The sequence below is a fragment of the Paraburkholderia sp. genome (assembly GCF_036488505.1).
Lineage (GTDB): Bacteria > Pseudomonadota > Gammaproteobacteria > Burkholderiales > Burkholderiaceae > Paraburkholderia.
The window spans coordinates 1-19,287 of sequence record NZ_DASXHN010000148.1 but is presented as its reverse complement, the minus strand read 5'-3'; the positions used below and the strand labels follow the sequence as shown (position 1 = coordinate 19,287).

Annotated in this window: 11 protein-coding genes and 1 pseudogene; 2 read left to right on the top strand and 10 right to left on the bottom strand. The window is 69.1% G+C overall.

Annotated elements, in window-relative coordinates; genetic code table 11:
* Positions 1-30 precede the first annotated feature (30 nt).
* Positions 31-1,296: an MFS transporter gene (locus VGH68_RS08550; protein ID WP_331603147.1), complete on the top strand. Its 1,266-nt coding sequence runs from the start codon at positions 31-33 to the stop codon at positions 1,294-1,296.
* A 120-nt stretch (positions 1,297-1,416) separates the two neighbouring features.
* Here VGH68_RS08550 and VGH68_RS08545 read toward each other — a convergent pair whose 3' ends face one another.
* Positions 1,417-2,310: a LysR family transcriptional regulator ArgP gene (locus VGH68_RS08545; RefSeq protein ID WP_331603144.1), complete on the bottom strand. Its 894-nt coding sequence runs from the start codon at positions 2,308-2,310 to the stop codon at positions 1,417-1,419.
* Between the two features lie 116 nt (positions 2,311-2,426).
* Here VGH68_RS08545 and VGH68_RS08540 point away from each other — a divergent pair, with 116 nt between their 5' ends.
* Complete coding sequence (locus tag VGH68_RS08540) at positions 2,427-3,089, top strand: LysE/ArgO family amino acid transporter (protein ID WP_331603143.1); 663 nt, start codon at positions 2,427-2,429, stop codon at positions 3,087-3,089.
* Positions 3,090-3,207: 118 nt separating this feature from the next.
* Here the strand turns inward: VGH68_RS08540 and VGH68_RS08535 are convergent, their stop codons facing one another.
* The 9 genes and pseudogenes from VGH68_RS08535 to bcsB all read right to left on the bottom strand — a co-directional run bounded on the left by VGH68_RS08535 (position 3,208) and on the right by bcsB (position 18,939).
* On the bottom strand, positions 3,208-3,453 hold the full coding sequence (locus VGH68_RS08535; RefSeq protein ID WP_331603142.1) for a hypothetical protein: 246 nt from the start codon (positions 3,451-3,453) through the stop codon (positions 3,208-3,210).
* Positions 3,450-5,024, bottom strand: coding sequence for a cellulose biosynthesis protein BcsG (bcsG, locus tag VGH68_RS08530; protein ID WP_331603141.1), 1,575 nt, complete (start codon positions 5,022-5,024; stop codon positions 3,450-3,452). Before bcsG ends, VGH68_RS08535 begins: the two co-directional genes overlap by 4 nt.
* Before the next feature lie 40 nt (positions 5,025-5,064).
* Positions 5,065-7,596 carry a UDP-forming cellulose synthase catalytic subunit gene (gene bcsA, locus VGH68_RS08525; protein WP_331603140.1) on the bottom strand — a complete coding sequence of 844 codons (2,532 nt, stop codon included), beginning with the start codon at positions 7,594-7,596 and terminating at the stop codon, positions 5,065-5,067.
* 152 nt (positions 7,597-7,748) lie between these two features.
* Positions 7,749-8,531 (bottom strand): annotated as a pseudogene (bcsQ, locus tag VGH68_RS08520) (cellulose biosynthesis protein BcsQ); the annotation flags it as partial.
* The gene (locus tag VGH68_RS08515) at positions 8,528-8,752 is read right to left on the bottom strand and encodes a hypothetical protein (protein WP_331603139.1); all 225 of its coding nucleotides are present in this window, start codon (positions 8,750-8,752) and stop codon (positions 8,528-8,530) included. The pseudogene bcsQ and the gene VGH68_RS08515, both read right to left, overlap by 4 nt.
* A complete protein-coding gene (bcsE, locus tag VGH68_RS08510; protein WP_331603146.1) occupies positions 8,749-11,034 on the bottom strand; it encodes a cellulose biosynthesis protein BcsE in 2,286 nt (761 codons plus the stop codon). The genes VGH68_RS08515 and bcsE overlap by 4 nt, the downstream gene beginning before the upstream one ends.
* 46 nt (positions 11,035-11,080) lie before the next feature.
* Complete coding sequence (locus VGH68_RS08505) at positions 11,081-15,151, bottom strand: cellulose synthase subunit BcsC-related outer membrane protein (RefSeq protein WP_414696913.1); 4,071 nt, start codon at positions 15,149-15,151, stop codon at positions 11,081-11,083.
* The gene (gene bcsZ / locus VGH68_RS08500) at positions 15,130-16,533 is read right to left on the bottom strand and encodes a cellulose synthase complex periplasmic endoglucanase BcsZ (RefSeq protein WP_331603137.1); all 1,404 of its coding nucleotides are present in this window, start codon (positions 16,531-16,533) and stop codon (positions 15,130-15,132) included. Before bcsZ ends, VGH68_RS08505 begins: the two co-directional genes overlap by 22 nt.
* Before the next feature lie 3 nt (positions 16,534-16,536).
* Entirely contained in the window at positions 16,537-18,939 is a 2,403-nt protein-coding gene (gene bcsB, locus VGH68_RS08495; protein WP_331603135.1) for a cellulose biosynthesis cyclic di-GMP-binding regulatory protein BcsB, read from the bottom strand.
* Between the last annotated feature and the right edge of the window lie 348 nt (positions 18,940-19,287).

The window sequence follows — 19,287 nt, the reverse complement described above, 5'->3', positions numbered from 1 at the left end:
CGTCGCGGCTTCCAACGCACGGGCGGTCCGATGACGGTCCGCACTCTCGTCACGGCGCGAAGTCTGCGCGCGCTCGATTGGCTCAACTTCTTCGTCGCCAACGTGCAGACGGGCTTCGGGCCGTTCATCGCGTCGTATCTCGCATCGCATAAATGGACTCAGGGCGAGATCGGCATGGTGCTGTCGGTCGGCACCATCAGCGCGATGGTCAGCCAGGTGCCCGGCGGCGCCGCGGTCGACGCGCTGCGCAACAAGAAGGGCGCCGCCGCGTGGGCGATCGGCGCGATCATCATGAGCGCGATGCTGCTCGCGCTCAGCCCGACCGTCATACCGGTGATCGCCGCCGAGGTGTTTCACGGCTTCGCGAGCTGCATGCTGACGCCGGCGCTCGCGGCGATTTCGTTCGCGCTGGTGGGGCGCGCGAATCTCGGCGACCGGCTCGGGCGCAACGCGCGCTGGGCGTCGATCGGCAGCGCGGTCGCGGCCGGTCTGATGGGTCTGTTCGGCGAGTACTACTCGCCGCGCGCGGTGTTCTTTCTGACCGCGGGCCTCGCGGTTCCCGCGCTGATTGCGCTGTCGATGATCCAGCGCACCGACACGATCGAGCTGCCGAAGGCGGCGCCGACGCCCGAGCAGATCGAGCGCCGCGAGAGCCTGCGCGAGCTGCTGCGCGACCGGCGCCTGCTGCTGTTCGCCGCGTGCATCGTGCTGTTCCATCTGTCGAACGCGGCGATGCTGAACCTCGCGGCCGGTGAAGTGACGGCCGGCATGGGCGACAACGTGCAGCTCGTGATCGCCGCGTGCATCATCGTGCCGCAGGCGATCGTCGCGATGATGTCGCCGTGGGTCGGACGCTCCGCCGAACGCTGGGGTCGCCGGCCGATCCTGCTGCTCGGCTTCAGCGCGCTGCCGATTCGCGCGTTGCTGTTCGCGGGCATCAGCAGCCCGTATCTGCTCGTGCCGGTGCAGATGCTCGACGGTTTGAGCGCCGCCGTGTTCGGCGTGATGCTGCCGCTGATCGCCGCCGACGTCGCCGGTGACAAGGGCCGCTACAACCTCTGTATCGGCCTGTTCGGGCTCGCGGCCGGGATCGGCGCGACGCTCAGCACGACCGCGGCCGGCTTTATCGCCGATCGCTTCGGCAATGCGGTGAGCTTCTTCGGCCTCGCGGCCGCGGGTGCGCTCGCGGTACTGCTGGTGTGGGCGGCGATGCCCGAGACGCGCGACGCGGCCGCCGGCAACGGCAATGGCGATGGCGCGCCGGTGACGGATAGCGGCGGCTCGGCGGCACGCTGAATGGTGACGTGGCGAGGTGTCGGTTCGAATCGCGCGTGCTGATGCGCGCAACCCGTTCCCTCGCCCGACCCGTCGCGGGCTGTTGCGATCGAGCGCCGGCCACGCGCTCGCGCGGCAACCTCAATCGAGAAATTCGCCGGCGCGCTGTCTGAGCATTGCGCTGAAGTCGTCGAGCCAGCCGATCGACAGACGCCAGCTCTGCCAGTACAGATCGACGTCGATCGGCTTGCGCGGCGCGACCTCCACCAGCTCCCCGCGCGCCAGTTGCCCGGCGATCATTCGCTCCGGGCACATCCCCCAGCCGAGCCCCATCATGCAGGCGCTCATAAAGCCGCTGACGTGCGGAATCCAGTGCAGCGGCGGGTCGAGCTCCGCGCGCGTGGCGCGCCGCATAAAGCGCTTTTGCAACTGGTCCTTCGGATCGAAATCGATGCAAGGCGTGCGCCGCAAACTGTCGCGTGTCACGCCGTCGGCAAAATAGCGCGCGTGAAACGCGGGCGAGCAGACCGCCAGATAACGCATACGGCCGAGCCGCACCGACCGGCAACCCTGCACCGGTTCGGCCTGGGTGGTGACCGCGCCTTGCGCACTGCCGTCACGAATGCGCTGCGCGGTGTGATCCTGGTCGTCGATCACGAGGTCCAGCAGCATCTCGCGTTCGACGCAGAACGGCGCGACCGCGTCGATGAACCAGGTGCCGACGCTGTCGTTGTTGACGGCCACGCGCAGCGTCGGCCAGCGTTCGACCAGCGCGCCGGGCAATGCCGGCAGCCGGCCGTTCAGCTCCGCCTCGAGCAGCAACACGCGCTCGGTATGACGGCACAACAGCGCGCCCGAGGTGGTCGCGACGCACGGCTGGCCGCGCTTCACGAGCACGCTGCCGACCCGCTCCTCGAGCAGCTTGACCCGCTGCGACACCGCGGACGGCGTGATACTGAGCTCGCTCGCCGCGCGGTCGAACGAACCGTGACGGACCACGGCGGCGAGCGCGTCGAGCAACGCATAGTCGAGCATTAGCGTTCCTTAATCGGCATTAATTAAATTAGCTTCTTTTAGGTCCAGCAAAAAAGCAGACTAGCGCTGTTCGTTTTCTTCGTCTATCGCGCTTGCTTCGTTTTCTGGATCGTTATATGAACTGGCTTTCCAACTGGCCGTCTTTTTCGCACGGCGCCGCGCTGTGCGCATCGCTGATCGTGACGATCGGCGCACAGAACGCTTTCGTGCTGCGTCAGGGCATCATGCGCTCGCATATCGGCAAGATCGTGCTGCTGTGCACGCTGTCGGATTTCATACTGATCGGCGCGGGCGTCGGCGGCGCATCGGTGCTGATGGAGCGTTTTCCGCGCTTCGTGCACGCGATGCTGTATGTCGGACTCGCGTATCTCGTGTGGTTCGGCGTGAACGCGCTGCGCCGCGCGGTGAAGCCGGGCCATGCGGTGCTCGATGCATCGGCCGGCGGCAATGCAAACAGCGAAGCGGGCGGTGCCAACGTCGCGCCGCCCGCGCAACGCGCACTGCCGATCGTGCTGATGACGCTCGCCTTTACGTGGCTCAATCCGCACGTGTATCTGGATACGTTCCTGCTGATCGGCACCGCGGGCGCGCGTGAGCCGCAAGGCGCGAGGCTCGCGTTCGCGCTTGGCGCGATGACGGTCAGTGCTGTCTGGTTCGTCGGGCTCGGTTATGGTGCGCGCATGCTGGCGCCGCTGTTTCGCCGCGCGAGCGCGTGGCGCGTGCTCGATGGCGCGATCGGCGGCATGGTGTTGCTGATCGCGCTGATGCAGTTGCGTTAAAGCGCGGTTGCGCTCAAGCGTGGTCGCGGCCAGTTATGCGTGACGGTGCTTGACGGTGCGTTATGCACCGTGCCATTGCAGACGAACATCGTTCGACGTGTAACGCCAGCGCCGGAGTCTACGGCGCGTCTCCGTCTTCTTCATCGCGCGGCACGAGATTCATCAGCCGCGCGAGCAGCGGCCATTTGCCTAGCGACTGCTGGTAAGCCTCCTTCGCCTGACCATCGAAATACCGCCGCGGGTCGACTTCGGGCAAGCGGCGCGCGAGCCCGGTGATGTCGTCGACCGGCCATGGGCTGTCGACCGCTTCCTTCGTCGTTGTTTTAGCGGTGGCTTTCGCCACGCTCGTGCCGTCTCCGATCATTTGCCGTCCACCCACACGCCGTCCGGCGTCTTCACCACATAGCCGGTCGCGGTGCGCATCGTCACCGTCCCCTCGTTTTCGCCGACCATCTGCGTTTGCGGCAGATTCGTCGCGTACTGCGACAACGTCACCCCCGGCTTGAACGGACTGTTCGACACCAGGTTCGACAACAGTTGCGCCACCGCGAGGAAGCTCGTCGGACTGTCGATCACCGTGGTCGGCCCGTGATTGCCCTGAAAGCCGACGAGCCGCACGCCAACCGGCCCGTGCACGATACGCGGCGTCGGAATCTCGCGCAGACCCGCCACCTGGTTCGCGTCGCCACGCAGCGCCGCGCCATGCTCCGGCACGAACACGATCACCGCGCGCCGGCCCGACGACGCGATCAGATCCGCGAAACGGTCGAAGTCGCTCATCATTCTGTTCACGCGCAACGGATAGGAATCGATACTCGACAGATTGCTGTCCGGTAGCCGGTTGCCGTCATGCAGGCTGATCGTGTTGTAGTACAGCGCGACCGGTCCCGGTACGCTCGCACGCTGCGCATACCACGCGGCGAGCGTCGCATAGTCGTCGCGGATCGCCGAGCCGTCGAACGCGTGCATCGCGACCGGCACGCTCGTGTTCGGAATCATCGGCACGTTCGGCACGCCGGCGTTGTCATGGACCACTTGCAGGAAGTTGTCGAAGTGACCGTCGTGGTTCAGCATCGTCTGCGGCGTATAGCCGGCCTGCGCGAGATCGGCGAGCAGGTAGCACTGCTGCGGCGCATTCTTGTACAGGTCCGCGTGCGCCTGCTGGCCGCAACTCGCGCGCAACACACGAATCGCGGCCGGCCCGCTGTAGCTGGCCGCGGTGCTGAAGTTCGTGAACAGATAGTCGAAGTGGCTCAGGAAAGGATGATTGCGCGCCTTCACGACATCGAGGTCGTCCCACGACAGCGAGCAGATGTGCAGCACGATCACGTCGAATTGCGCGTTCGCATCGCTGGCGAGATGGCCGAAGCTCACTTGCCGCTGCGACTCCTGCGTGCGAAATGCGGCGAGCGCCGCGTTATGGTCGAGCGGCTGCGCGCCGGGCGCATTGCCGACCCCATTGCCAGCTGCGCCGTTTGCCGCGGCCAGCGCCGATGCGCCGCGCCATTGCGCGAGCACCGCGCCGCCCTGCTGCCACAACGGGATCGCCACCAGCGCGATCAGCACGAACGTCGCGACCCGCACCCAGCGGTTCACGACCAGATAGCCGACCAGCGCGCCGAGCGCGGCAAGCAACAGCATCGGCGGCACGAAACGCTGGGCCAGTTCGAGCCAGTAGCCAAAGCTGAACGTCGTCAGATTGCCGAATTCCTCGGTCAGCCGCGAGAACGGCGGCACGTTCGCTTCGTGGTACATCAGCGGCACGCCGAGCGCGAGGCCGAGCAGGTTGCGCAACACCCGCAGCGAGCGCCGGCGCAGCGTCGAAGTGCCGGCGAGCACGAGCGCGAAGCCGAGATTGACCAGCCACAGCGGCCGCAGATGGCCGCCCGCGAACAGATACAGCTTGATGATGAAGTACAGGTTCCACAAAGTCATGAACAGGTTCTCTCATTGGCCGCGGCGCGCGCCGCCGGTATCAGTGGCGGGTGCGCCCGGGCGCGAGCAGCGTCTCGGCCGCGCGGGCGAGACCGCCCCACAGCCGTGAATAGCCTTCGACACCCATCGCGAGCACTTCTTTCAGACCGCGCAGCGGCGCGTCCTCGACGGTTTGCCGGCCCCACTCGAGCCACGCGTCGGCGCGGCCGAACGTGCATTGCACGAGCTGTCGCTCCTGATCGAGCGTGAGGCCGTCGAAGCGCACGCCGAGGTGCCGCCCAACGAAACGGCTCACGTAAACCGGAAAATGGAATTGCCTATCGCCGCGGGCAAGGCAGACGCCGAGGCTGTCGCCGGGCTCGAGCTTCAGCCCCGGATCGACCTCGAGGCCGAGGCCGCCGGTCGAATAGTCGCTGGTCGTGCACGCGAAGGTCGTACCGTCCGCGAGCAGCAACGTGGCCGCCGCGCGCATCGCGATCCGATGCGTGACGCGCACCTGCTTCGCCTCGCGCGCGACGCTCGCCGCCGCGCCGAGCATCACGAGGTTGTAGAGCGTCCAGAAGACGTTCATCAGCACCGTCGCGCTCTCACCGCTTTGCCCGAACATCAGCCGGTATGCGCCGGCCGCGAGCGCGCACGCATTCAGGCCGAGCAGCAGCAGATACGGCTTGGACACTGCCCAGTCGAAATAGCCCTCGCTGATACGGCCGCCCTTATCGGTCACGTTGAACTTGCCATGCTTCGGGCTGAAAAACGCCATCGTGGTCGGCAGCGCGATGTACGACGCGAGCACCGACTCGTACACCTCGGCCCAGAACGAATGGCGGTACTTGCCCTGCATGCGCGAGTTGGCGATGTTCGCGAGCACGATGTACGGCAGCACAAAGCTCGCGATCGTCGTCGCCGACGCGTTGATGAAGTACATCTGGAAGAACAGATATGACATCGGCATCGTCAGAAACACCAGACGCGGCACGCCGTAGAAGAAATGCAGCATCGCGTTGCCATAGCACAGCCGCTGGAAGAAGCTCAGCCCGCGGCCCAGGAACGGGTTGTCGATGCGGAAGATCTGCGCCATCCCGCGCGCCCAGCGCGTGCGCTGTTTGATGTGGCCCGCGAGGCTTTCGGTCGCGAGCCCCGCGGCCTGCACGGTGGGCAGATACGCGGTCGTGTAACCGCGCCGGTGCAGCTTGAGCGCCGTGTGCGCGTCCTCGGTAACCGTTTCGACCGCGACGCCGCCCACTTCGGCGAGCGCCGAGCGTTTGAGAATCGCGCACGAGCCGCAGAAGAACGACGCGTTCCACAGATCGTTGCCGGACTGCACGAGCCCATAGAACAGATTGCCTTCGTTCGGCACGCGGCGGAACGTGCCCAGGTTGCGCTCGAACGGATCTGGCGAAAAGAAGTGATGCGGCGTTTGCACCATCGCGCAGCGCGCATCGCGCAGGAACGTACCCATCGTCGTTTGCAGGAACGAGCGGGTCGGCACGTGATCGCAATCGAAGATCGCGATGTACTCGCCGCCGGTCTTCTCCAGCGCCGAATTGATGTTGCCGGCCTTCGCGTGACGGTTGCCGTCGCGCGTCAGATAGTCGATCCCGCACGCCTGCGCAAACGCGTTGAATTCGTCGCGCCGGCCGTCGTCGAGCAGATAGACGCGCAGCTTGCCGGCGGGCCAGTCGATGCCTTGCGCGGCGAACACGGTCGAACGGACCACCGACAACGGCTCGTTGTAGGTCGGTATATAGATGTCGACGCTCGGCCAGCTGGACGTATCGGCGGGCAGGCTCGCGACCGTGCGATTGAGCGGCCACGCGGTCTGCACGAAGCCGAGCAGCAGGATCACCCACGTGTACGCTTCCGCGCCGAACAGCAGATAGCCGAGAATCGCCTCGGCGGGCGAATGGAACGTCAGTGTCTCGGTGACGCGCCACCACACGTAGCGAATCATCGCGAGCAGCGCGATCGTGGTGAGGACCAGCACCGGCATGCGGCCCGGCAAACGCCGCACGAGCAGCGCGGCGAACACCAGTACCGCGAAGAATTCGAACTGGCCGTCCGACGACAGCGGCGACGTGCCGATCATCCCCCACAGGCATGCGCCGGCCACCACAAGGAGCGGCAGCAGCCAGCGGATATGGCCGATGCGCTGCGTCGCGTCTTCGAGCCGCGTGCCCCAGCACTGCCACGGCAGGCTCGCTAACAGCGCGTCGAAGCGGCGCCGCAGGGGGCGCCCGACAAGCCATACCGGCACCAGCCAATGGTCGATCCATGCAAGCACCGCGCGCGCCTGCGCGGCCGCGCTGCGCTCGCGCGGGCGCGGTGGCCGGACGAACGCGCGCCAACCCCACGCGCGCAAACGATGCGGTTCGAGCACGCCCCATTGCAACGCGCAAGACAGCACGGCGGCGCGAATCCAGCGGTGCACGTGATCGGGCTTGCCTGGCGCGGGCGGCTGGAAGAAAAGCCGCACGAGCCAGTCGAGCCGCGTGCGCGCGGCGGATACGCCGAGGCCTCGCGCGAGCCAGTCGAGCGCGCGGGCGCGTAACGAATGCGGGGCGCGCGTCTTCATGACGGTTCGTCGCGCTGACGAAGCGGCGGCGGGTTGGGCTGGCTCGCCGCCTGATGCGCGGCGGCAGATGCTGGCTGATTCGTTGCCGGGTTCGTGGCCGGATTTGTGGCCGGATTCGTGGCGGAACCGGGAGCGAAAGTCGCGGCGCCACTCGCGGCAGCACTTGCCGCATCACTCGCGGCCGGATCCACGTCGAGCCACGCATCGAGCCAGTTCGCGAGCCCGTGCAGATCGTGCGACGCCTGCGAATGCGGCGCGTCGTCGAAGATCCACGTGCCGCGCGCGAACGCTTCGGGCAGCGCGGCATCCAGATGCACGCGCTGCGCGAGCGGCAGGCCGTCGCCAATGGCCGCCTCGAGCATCGCGAGCACGTCGCGCTGCATGTCGCGCGCCGGATTGAGCCGATTGACGATGACCCGAGGATTCGCGCAGAGGGCGCGCAACGCGGCGAGGCGCGCGACCAGCGTCGCACAGGCAGCGGGCTCGGGCGGCGTCACGCACAGCGCGAGGTCGGCGCAACGCAGCGCCTGCTCCGCCTGCTGCGACGGATAGCGCGCGGTATCGATCAGCACCACGCCGTCGTCCGGCAGATCGAGGTCTGCCAGCGCCGCGCCGAGCCAGCCCGGCTCGGCGGCAAGGCGCGCGTCGCAACGCGTGCTTTGCGCGCTCGACACCGCGCCGTAGGGCACGAATAGCACGCCGTCCGCACTGCGCCACGTCGATGCATGCCATCCGGTGTCGCGCTCAAGCAGGGCTTGCGACAGACCGCTGGGCGCGAGGCCATCGATGCCCAGGTGCGCGCCGAGCAGATTCTGCGGATCGAGATCGAGCGCGACGACCGGCCGGCCACGGCGCGCGAGCAGCACCGCGAGCGCGGCGGTGAGCGTCGTGCGGCCCGTGCCGCCCGCGGTGGACACGACGGCGATCGTCTTCATACCGGCTCCTTTGGATCGACGCTTTCGCGAGCGTCGCGCGCGACCGGCAGCAGGCGCGCATGCAGCGCGACCGGCTCCATCTGGCACGGCACCGCGTCGCGCGGATCGAAGCCGCGCAGTCCGGCGAGCCCGCGGCGCGCGCCCGCCCGTTGCCAGACGATCCATACCGGCACCGCCATGACCAGGCCGGCCACGAAACAGATCAGCACCCATTCGATCATTCGCTGCTCCTCGTGCGCACCGGCATCGCGCAGCGTTGCGCGCGGCGGCGCGGCGATGCCGGACCGGATGGCGTGGTTCGGTCCGCAGCCGCGGTCTTCGCTTCAAGCTGATTGCCATCGGCGGCCGTTTGCGGCGCCAGTGCGAGCTTGCCTGCGAGCTTGCCTGGAAGCGTGCCTCCGAGCGTGCCTCGTTCGCCAGCGTCGCCCGGTTCGGCGCGCGCGGCGGCCAACGCGGCGTCGAGCTGTTCAAGCTGTCCGCCCGCCAGGCGCGCCGACGCTTGTCTGTGCGCTGGCGCCACCGCTTCGATGGTTGCCTGGTTCGCCGTTGCCGCCGCCTCGGCCTCGGCCTCGGCCTCGGCCTTCGCCTTCGCCTTCGCCTTCGCCTCCGCGTCCGGCGCCGTCCGAGCGGCCTGCACCGCCGCTCGGGACGCCACCTCCGGCGCTTCCCCGGCCTGGGGCTCCGCGACCTGGGGCTCCCCGGCCTGGGGCTCCGCGGCCTGCCCCCGCGCGGCCGGCCCCGCCTGGATCAGCTCGCCACGCGCGGACCTCGCGAACATATCGCTGTAATCGGCGAGCCGCGCGCGCCGGTTCTCCGCCTCCAGCGCGTCCAGTTCGGCGCCGATGCTGGCTTCCGCGAGATGCACGCGCAAATCCGCGAGCTGCTCGACCGGAACGTCGAAGATGCGCGCGAGCGCGGCGTCCGCATCGGCGAGACGACACGCGAACAGGAACACGTACAGATGCGCGGCGTCGGTGGTCACCAGGTCGCCCGCGCGGCGCGGTGCGCAGTGCGTAAGCGCATCGACGTGCGCGCATTGCGGCAGCAGCGTCAGCTTGACGAGCACGTGCGGCAGATTCAGCACGGCGCTGCGCTCGAGCACGCTACGCACGCGCTCGATGAACGCGCCCGCCGGAAGATAGCCGCACACATCGTCGCTCAACGCGGCGCTCAGCGCGCTGCGATAGTCGGCGGCCACGGCGCGCGTATGCAGCTGACCCTGCAACGACTGCAGCCGCGACTGCATCCGCGAAAACGGCAGACCTCGGCCGAGCACGAGGTTCGCGCCAAGCGTCAGCACCAGCAGTTCGTACTGATGGCGCAACACCTCGCCGCGTTCGACGATCACGATCTTCAGCGCCCGCCCCGCCCGGCGGCGCAGCGTATGCACCGCGGCGCAGAGCGCCTCGAGCTGCGCGCCGCCGAGGTAATCGAGCACGACGGTCGCCGCGCGCGCAGTCGCGCACGCGGCCAGCACCGCCTGCTGATCGGCGCACACTTCCCACTGCGGCGGCACCCATGCCTCATGGCCGCGCACCACCGCACGGCTGACCACCACACGCTGTTCGTCGTGTGCGAGCAGCCGCTCGCCGTGCGCCGTCGCCGCGGTGGGCGCATCGGGCGCGACACTCAGGCGCCCGCCTTCGCTAAAGCGCAGTGCGCGCACTTCGCCGGTCACGAGCGTGCGCTCCGCGCGCCAGAAGTCGACGTGCCACAGCAGTTCGCCGTGCGTGTGCCCCATGTGCGCGACCCCGGCGCAGGCCGCATGGAACGCGTTGCTCCCGGGCAGCGCCGCGGCGGCGTCCGGCGCCGGTTGCGCGTCGAACGCATCGGCTTCGCCGGCATCGCCGCCCAGCAGCAGCACCAACGTGACGCGGCGCGCCGCGCACCAGTTCGCGAGCAGACGGCCTTCACGCGCGAGCGCCGCAGCATCGTCCCAGCTGAACCAGCGCTGCGCACCCTCGACGAAATACAGCGAATGCGCGCGCAGGCCGAGGCGCTTGAGCGCGCGCAATCCGCCGAACAGCTTGCCCGGCGTCGTGCTGGCGCGCGTCGCCGCCGCGCCGGCAGAGCCGGCGCTTATCTCCGTGTTGGGATCGTCGCCGTCGGCTTCGCGCTTGCCGTGATCAGCGCCGGGCGGCATCGCCAGCACGCTCAGATTGCGCGGCCAGCCCACGGCCGGCGCATCGGTGCTGAAACCGCGCTCGCGCAACTGCCGCGTCACCTGCGCGCGGGACCGCGCAAGCACGATCGTCACGTCGCGGGTGTAGGCGTCGCGCGCGCTTTCCCAGATCAGCGCATCGGCGCCGGGCGTGCGCGGCGCCGCGTAGATCGCATAGAGCTTGCCGGTTTCGAGCGCCGCCCATTCGGGGGGCAGCGCGTCGATCGCGAGACGGCCCGCCTGCTCGCCGCGCTGCGCGCCGCGGCCGAGCAGATGCCGCCAGCGCCGAGCGACGGCGCGCGCGGCCCGCGCGGTGGGGCTCCGTGTGGTTGGATTCGGCATGCTGTTCATGTTCGCTGTCCCGGGTCTGGTTGCATCGGCGCGTCGCTCAGTAGCTCGAATACAGCCCGACCGGCTGCGGCGACAAACGGTTGTCCTGCTTGCGCGCGTCGAACGTGTAGCGCAGATAGACGAGCGCGGCGCTCGGCGCGTAATCGTGCGAGCGGTCGATGCTCACTTGCGCGCCCAGCGCCAGGTGCGGATTGAAGCGGTACTCGGCGCTGCCCGCGAGCCCGTACGAAAACGCGACACCGCGCGTCGAGCTGCCCACGTTCACGAGGCCAGCGAGCCCCGGCGTGGCGGCGAGCGGGCCGGGCACGCCGATCGGATAGTCCGGCGCGTTCTTCTCGTAGGAATTCGACACGCCGGCGGTCACGCTCAGGTCCCATTTCAGCGCGCCACGGCGGCCGGCCCACTCGAGCGGCACGCCGAGCGACAGATAGCGCTGCGGGCTGTAGTAGCCACCCTGCCCGTACGAATAGAAGCGCTGGTTGTTGGTGTAGTGCCACGCATTGCCCACCAGCCCCGTGCTGACCAGCTGATTGGCGCGCCGGTAGACCGGCACCGTGAAACCGGTACGCAGCGTGATCTCCTGATTGTCCTCGACATTGCGCCCGCTCAGATAGCCAGCGCCGACGTCGGCGAACACGCTCACGGTGCCGATGTCGAGCGACGAATGCAGATCGACGCCATCACGGCGCACGCCGCCCCACACGGTGCCCGTGACCGGATCGTGCATGCCCGCGTAGGCGAGCTGGCTGCTGGTCTCGGGGCGGCGCGAGCCGCTGATCGAAAAGCTCGCCGGCCCCGCGTCGAAGCGATAACGCACGCCGCCGACCAGGTACTGCACCGGAAAACCCAGCGGCGTGGTGCCGAAGTCGAAGCGCCACGCATCGGACGTATAGCCCGCGCCGAGCGCGACGCCGGTGGCCGTCTGATGCAGATAGGGCGCGCGCGCGAACAGGCTGGTAAGCGTCTGCGCCGGAATGCCGAGCGCGCTTGCGATCAGATTCGCGGCCCGGTCGGCGGCGGCGAAGGTACCGAACGTATCGCGGGTAGCCGCATTGGCGTCGCTGGCGTCGAGCGTGCCGGCATCGAGATGCACGGTATCGATGTGAGCGAAGAAATGGCCGTCGTAGCGATACGGAATCTGCACGTACACCGGCACCTGGTTCGCGCGCAGCCGCGAAATACCGGCATCGCCCGACTTGTACGCGGGCAGCCAGCCGGTCTCGATCTCCGGATTGCGGCGCTGGTCCAGCTCGGCGAGCGCGGCCTGCGCGGGTGTGCCGTCGGGTCCCGCGCTCACGCCCGCCGCGCGCTCCTGCGTGAGCGACAGACGATACAGCGACGCGGCATCCTCGTATTGCCCGCGGTCTTCCGCGATCCGGCCGCTTTGCACGGTCACGTCCGGGCGCGCCGGATACGCGACGCGCAAGGCCGACGTGATCTGCCACGCCTCGTCGCTCGCGCGCAACGCGGACAGGCGGCGCGCGGCGGACAGCCGGGTGTCGACGTCGTCGGCTGGCGTGTCGTCGAGCACGCCGTGCACCAGCGCGAGCGCGGAGCGGCGCTCGCCGCTCAGTTCGAGCACGCGCGCGAGTGCGAGCTGCGCGTCGGGGTTGTGCGGCTGCGCGGCGAGCAGCGCGGTCAGCGTCGCGCGAGCGTCGCCGTAATGCCCCTGGGCACGTTGCAGATCGGCGACTTCCAGCACGTAGCGCGGGTCGCGCTGACCGGCCGCGCTCACCGCCGCGAGACGCCGTTTCGCCGCCTCGTAGTCCTGGTGATCGATCGCATCGTCGGTTTGCCGCAGCGCGCCGCGCAATGCTTCGTCTTCGAGCCGGGCGCTTTGCGCGGCGCTCAGCGTCACGCGCGGATCGTCGCGCAGCTGATCGAGCCATGCGGATAGTTCGACGTCGCGCCGCGCGCTGCCCAGCAGATCGCCGTAACGCAAGCGAACGTCGGCGTCGGCCTGTTGCGGATGCGCGTCGATCCAGTCGCGCAGCAACGCCAGACCGCGAGCGGCGTCGCCCGCGTCGATCCACTGTGCGCCGATCGACGCGAGCAGGTTCGGATCGTCGCCGGCCAACACGCGCGCGTCGGCGAGCGCCTGTTCGGCGCCGGCGCGATCGTCGCGTGCGAAGGCCGCGCGCGCGTCGACGAGCCGCTGCTGCGCCTGCAGATGGCGCGCGAACTCGCGCATGCTGTCGCTGCGATCCGCGTCGGGGATCTGCGCGAGCACCGCCTGCGCGCCGCTCAGGTCGTCGACCGAGTTGCGGTAGAGCGCGGCCGCGTAGCGCATCTCGGGCGACGCGGCGATCGCGAGGCCGTCGTCCATCACGCCGCGGCCGAGTTGCGGCAAGCCCAGATCGCGGTAGAGGCGCGCCAGTGCAAAGCGCGTCCACGCCGCGTCGGGCTCCGCCCGCAACGCCGCTTCGTAGTGTTGCGCGGCGGGGCCGCGCTCGCCGTCGGCGAGCAGCCGGTCGGCCTGCTTCGCCAGCAGATCGCCGCGCAACTGCGCGAGGCTCGCGCGATCGTCGGCACGGGTGAAGCGGCTTTGCAACGCATCGAGCAACGGCTCCATCTGCGCACCGCGGCCCGTGTTTTCGAACAATGTCTGCGTGCTGCGCAGGGCTGCCACGCTCGGCGTATGCGCGCTAAGCAAGCCGCGCAGCAGCGGCTCGGCAGCACGCCAGTCGTGCTGCGCGAGCAGCGCGTCGGCGAGCATCAGTTGCGCGTCCGGGTTGGCGGGGTCCAACGCGAGCGCCGCCCGCGCGGCCCGCTCGGCATCCTGCGCACGGCCCGCCGCGGCCGCTTCGCGGCCGTGCGCGAGCGTGCCCCAGAACTGCGCGGTATGCGCGAGGCCCTCCCACTTGCCGCGATTGTCGGGTGCCAGCGCGGCGGCGCGCAGAAACAGCGCACGCGCGTCGTCGTTGCGTCCTTCCCTCATCCGCGCGAGACCGAGACCGCCGACCGCTTCGGCGTCGTCTGGACGCGCCTGCGCGGCGCGCGCAAGCAGCGGCTCGGCCGCCGCAATGTCGTTGCGCGCGAGCGCCTGCAAGCCGTGCTGCTGCGCGATGTAGTCCGGATTGCGTTCGAGTTGCCGCTGCGCGTCGACGCGCGCATCGAGCGCCGCGATGCGCTCGCGGAATTCGCTGTCGTCCGGTACCAGTTGCAGATACGCGCGCAAGGCCGGCAGATACGCGGGATCGGCGCCCGCCGATTGCAACACGTGGCGCCAGGTATCGAGCGACGCGCTACGGTCCGAATCCGGCCGGGTCGCCAGATTCCACGCGAGGCGGTTGGCCTCGGCCCGCGTGTCGGCGCTCGCGTTCAGCAGATTGGCGAGCACCAGCGCGGCGTCGACGTCGGACGGATCGGCGGCGATGCGCCGGTGCAGCGCGGCCAGCGCCTCGGTGCGACCGTCAGGCGTGCCGGCGATGATCTGGTAGTACTCCGCGCCCAGCGAGCCCGACGGCGCGCCGTGCGGGAACAGCGCCCGCACGCGCCGCGCCGCCTCGGCCGACTGGCCGCTGCGCGCGAGCAGACGCACGGTCGCGAGTTCTTCGCGGCCGTTGGTCGCGACGCGGAATTCATCGTCGAGCTGCTGCGTCAACGCGCTGCCCGGCGCCTGTGCGCGCAGCCGCGCGAGCGTGGTCTGCGCGGCCTGCCCTTTGCCGAGCCGCAGTTCGATGCGCATCTGCTCGGCGAGCAAGGCCTGCTCGCCGGGCGCGGCCAGCAGCGCCTTGTCGATCGCCTGCAACGCGAGGTCGTCGCGATGCTTGGTCGACCACATCCGCGCGGTCGCGAGCAGGCTCCGCGCGGCCGCGTCCTGGGGTGGCGCGACGGTTGGCGAAAGCATGTTGCCCGCGGATGGGGCGGATGCAGTAGATGCAGTAGATGCAGTGGATGCAGTGGATGCAGCGGACGCCGCGCGTGCCGCCGATGCCGCGTGCGGTGCCGGCACGGCCACGCGGCCCGTATGGGGCGCCATCGCGCCAGTGGGGCTCGCCGGCGCGACGTCGGCATACGCGCAATTCGCGATCGCCGCCGGGCCTGCGCACGACAGAGCCAGCACGCCCGCGCGCGCCGCCCGCGTCACTGCGGCGCGGCGCGGCATGACGTGCTCCAGTGCGGATCGAGGGTGCCATCGGCGGCGAAACGGTAGCGGCCGTCGCGCCAGCCGAGCGCGAACAGGCTCAGCACGCTGGTGTAATAGCCAGCGGGTGTCTCGCGATCGAGCTGCGCGGCGCGCGCGAGCTGCGCATCGGCGAGCGAGTGCTCGCCGCGCGCGTCGAGAAACGGCACGGCCGCCGCCGAAAAGCCGGCGTTGCCCATGTTCGCGCTGGCACGGCCCGTGGTCGCGTCGACTGTTTCGGGCGGCGCGCCCTGCGCGGCGATAAAGCTCGCGAACGGTGCAAAGTGGCTGAGCAGCGCGGGCGCGAGCCGGTCGCGCGGATCGAGCATGCCCGCCCACAGATAGACGCGAATCGCGTTATACGCGCTCTCGGCGTTGCTCTGACTGTCGGGCGCGAAGCCGCTGTTCGCGCGGTACAGCGCCCAGTCTGGCGCGAAGCCGCGCGGCGCGGTGTCGATCAGCACGCGGCTTGCGCTCGCGAGCAGGCGCGGCCACCGCGGATCGTCGGGCACGCGCGTCGCGAGACCTCGCAGCACCTGCGGCGGCATGTAACTCGGATTGACACGCCACACCTCCGCGGCCGGATGAAAGCCCGCCGGTCCCGGCAGCAAGGTCAGGCCGAGCCCCGGCATGCGGGCGGTCTCCTCGTCGAGCACGCGCCGCGCGAGCACCGCGCCGCGCGCCGTATAGCTGCGCTCGTGCCATGCGTGACCGGCTTCGAGCAGCGCATAGGCGATCCACAAATCGGCATCCGACGACGCATTCGCGTCGAGCACCGCCCAGCGGCCATCGGCGGCGCGGCCCCACAGCCAGGCCGGCAGATGCGCGGTCAGATCGCCTTGCGCGAGGTTCTGTTCGGTCCATTGCAGGATCGTGTCGAACGCCGCGCGGTCGTTCGCGACCAGCGCGAAGAAGAGCGCGTAGGACTGGCCCTCGGAGACCGTGCGCGCATCGGCCGAGCCGACGTCGATCACGCGGCCTTCGACCGAAATGAAGTCGCGTTTGAATTGCTCCCAGCCCGGCCACGCAGAGGCTGCGCAGCCGGTGGTGACGGCGGATGTGTCGGCGGCTTTTGCGCCGTCGATCGCCGCGGCGAACGCGTTGCGGCCTGGCGCGAAGGTGGCGAGCACGAACGTGAGCACACACGTGAGCGCGGTTGCCAGCGCCCGTGCGGGTATCCGCACAGCCGCTGTCGCCAGCGCTGCCGACAGCTTCGCGCGCAGCCCGCGGCTTGCGTTCGCGCTGGCGGACATCTCGCCGTTTGCTGCGCCCGCGCGGTCGAGGTCCGCGTCGATTGTTCCGGCCCCACCGCCTGCACGCTGTCGCGCCGTGCGCGACAGCGCTGCGCCCGTCACCCCCGTCATCGATCAGACTCCCCGGCGCCGCGCGGCCAGTTCCTGCAGCGCGGTGAACGCGCCGATCGCGAGCAGCAGGCCGGCGAACGCACCGAGCACGCCGAGCAGCACCGGATGCTGGGTCGCCTTGCTCCACAGCCGCGCATACCAAGGCACATAGCCGACCAGATAGGTGCCGCCGACGCGCATGCTGCTCACCTGCCCATCGCGCAGCAGCGCGACGTCGCCTTGCAGTTGCGAGATGCGGTCCGGCTTTTCGAGCATGTCGAGCAACTGCGACAGTTGCTGCTGGCCGGTGGCGGTCAGCGCGACCACGCTGCGTCCCTTGCTGCCGGGTAATTCGAAGCCCATCAGCGCGGCGAGCGGGCCGTCGCGTTCGATTCGCGCGCTGCCGTCGGGCAGGTGCGCGCCACTGCGCCACTGTGCGTCGACCGCGAACGACGTGCGCGCGATCGCGCTGCTGGCGGCGTCCGCCGCCGGCTGCGCGGCGATCGACAACGGCAGCGCCTGCTGCCAGCGCCCGAGCACCGGCCCCGAGCCATTGCCGCCGATCACGAGCAGATCCTTGTCCGTCAGAGACGCGAGTTCGTGCGGCCGCGCGATCTGCACGCGCAACGCGGGGTAGCCGGTCCACTGGCCCATATGACCGAGCATCGTCAGCAGCGCTTCGAGTTCCTGTGGGGCCGGGTGCTCGGGAATCACGACGGCCGTCTGCGACAGATCGGCGTAGCGCGTGAACGGAAATCCGCTGTTCGCGAAAAACGCGAGGTTCGGCATCTGCGCGAAATGGACGAAGCTGGAAAAGTCGATCGTCGAATCGGGGTCCACCGCCGCTTCCACCGGATTCGCGCCGACGCTCTGGCATAGGCCGGTCTTCTGCGAATCGAGATTGAAGCGCAGTTGCAACTGGTTCGAACTGCCGACGCGAAACGCCGGAATGTCGAGGTCGCGGCTCGCGCGCGCGCCGCTGTTCGACAGCACCGGCAGTTGCAGACGGCCCTGCGCGTCATCGGCGCTCGCGAGCGCGAGCCGGTACGACTTGACGAGCTGATCGTTGATCTGCACTGCGAGCGCCGAGTTGTTCTGCACGGTCGGTGCGGTGTAGCGGTACTTCAGGTTCAGCGGCACGCCCGCGCCGTTCCATGAGTACATATCGGCGGGCACGTGCAGGTTCAGGCGGATCGCGTCGGGCGCGCCGCCGTGCACCTGCAACTGCGACGGGTTGTCGATCAGCTCCTTGAACGCGACCGGTCGGTCGACCGGCAGCCAGCGCGGCGCATCGTACGGCTTGCGCGGCGCGCCGGCATCGAGTCTGGTGATGCCTACCGCCGGCCCCGCGAGCGCGGTGGTGCCGAGCACCAGCGCGCTCGCCGCCTGATCGACTTCCGCGTCGGTGCGCCCGCTGACGATCAGCAGCTTGTAATCCGGCGCGGCGGGGTTGTCGGCGACGATCAGCATCGGCCCGTTGACCGGCGGCAGCGTCAGTCCGGCGGGTAGCTGCTCGGCGCGCGCGACCACCACCGCGTGCGCGTCGGTGGGCAACGCCACGAGCGCCGGAAAACGCGCCTGCCGATAGTCGGCCTGCGCGCCGAACCACGACGCGAGCACGCCTGCGCTGCGCAGCGTCGCGTTATCGGCGGCGGCCGGCAGCACGAACGGCAGCCGCAGCCGGCTCGCGTCGCGGTGATCGAAAAAGGGCGCGGGCAGTAGCGCGAGATCGTCCGGCAAGCGCAGCGGCGTCGTGTCGACGACGAATTCGCTCGACGGGCTCACGTCGGCCCACAACGCCGAATTGTCGGGGTCCTCACAATGATCGAGCGTGTAATGCGCGATCAGGCGCAGGTCGACCTGGTTGTAGTCGGTCAGAAAGCGCGGATCGAGCGGAATATCCTGCGTGACGAGTTGGCCAGCATGCTCGCGGTCGAACGGCACGGTCGCGACCACTTCGTTGTTGATCGACACCTTCAGATGCGACATCGGAAACACCAGCGCCGGCGAGTAGGTGTAGCGCAGCCGCAGATGCGCGGCCGTGACGACGCGATCCAGCCGCACGCCCAGATTGACAGTGCGCGCGTCTTCGAGGCCACGCAGGTGGAGCGGCTGATAGGCGCCGAGCATCGCGAAAGAAACACGCGAGGTCATTGCGCTCGATGCTGGGGCCGTAACGTTTGCGGTGGGGCTCGGGTTGGTCGCGTCGAGCCTGGCCAGGCTGACGTTGAGGTTGGCCGCGTGGGCGCTGGCCGCTTCCGCTACGGAGGCCACGACGGACGCCGCGGCGGCGCTCGCCGCCCGCGCGGACGACACCACGCCGGGCGCGTCCAAACCATTCGCGGACGGCGCGGCGCCGACCTGAGCGGCATACCATGCGCCGACCGCGGCGGTCAGCAAAACGCACAACGACGAGACTGATTTCATGTACAACCCGGCTTGTTGGAACGGGGCCGCCCGCTCCCGATCACATCGAGTACCATGCGGGTCGACCTGCCGCGCAAGCGCGCGTAAAAGACGAAGAGTTACCAGGCGGAGTGATGCGGCGCGCTACCCGATGTCTGTTCTACGCACGATCAGAGGAAAACTTGACCGGTGCGGGACGATGGATAGGTCGACATGGCTGCAAAACAATCGGCAGCATGTCTAACTGGATGCGCTTGTGCTTCGTTGTCCGAAGCCCATTCATCAGCTTTTTGCCCTCGGAGCGGCGCCACGATATCACACGTGGCCGCTTCGTGACATTCTGTGACTTTCACTGACGTTTTTATTTAA

Excerpts from the sequence above, each read along its gene's own strand:
- VGH68_RS08545 (WP_331603144.1), bottom strand. The coding sequence starts at position 2,310 with ATGCTCGACTATGCGTTGCTCGACGCGCTCGCCGCCGTGGTCCGTCAC.
- bcsB (WP_331603135.1), bottom strand. The coding sequence starts at position 18,939 with ATGAAATCAGTCTCGTCGTTGTGCGTTTTGCTGACCGCCGCGGTCGGC.
- bcsA (WP_331603140.1), bottom strand. The coding sequence starts at position 7,596 with ATGAAGACGCGCGCCCCGCATTCGTTACGCGCCCGCGCGCTCGACTGG.
- VGH68_RS08505 (WP_414696913.1), bottom strand. The coding sequence starts at position 15,151 with ATGCCGCGCCGCGCCGCAGTGACGCGGGCGGCGCGCGCGGGCGTGCTG.
- VGH68_RS08540 (WP_331603143.1), top strand. The coding sequence starts at position 2,427 with ATGAACTGGCTTTCCAACTGGCCGTCTTTTTCGCACGGCGCCGCGCTG.
- VGH68_RS08535 (WP_331603142.1), bottom strand. The coding sequence starts at position 3,453 with ATGATCGGAGACGGCACGAGCGTGGCGAAAGCCACCGCTAAAACAACG.
- VGH68_RS08550 (WP_331603147.1), top strand. The coding sequence starts at position 31 with ATGACGGTCCGCACTCTCGTCACGGCGCGAAGTCTGCGCGCGCTCGAT.
- bcsZ (WP_331603137.1), bottom strand. The coding sequence starts at position 16,533 with ATGACGGGGGTGACGGGCGCAGCGCTGTCGCGCACGGCGCGACAGCGT.
- bcsG (WP_331603141.1), bottom strand. The coding sequence starts at position 5,024 with ATGACTTTGTGGAACCTGTACTTCATCATCAAGCTGTATCTGTTCGCG.
- bcsE (WP_331603146.1), bottom strand. The coding sequence starts at position 11,034 with ATGCCGAATCCAACCACACGGAGCCCCACCGCGCGGGCCGCGCGCGCC.
- VGH68_RS08515 (WP_331603139.1), bottom strand. The coding sequence starts at position 8,752 with ATGATCGAATGGGTGCTGATCTGTTTCGTGGCCGGCCTGGTCATGGCG.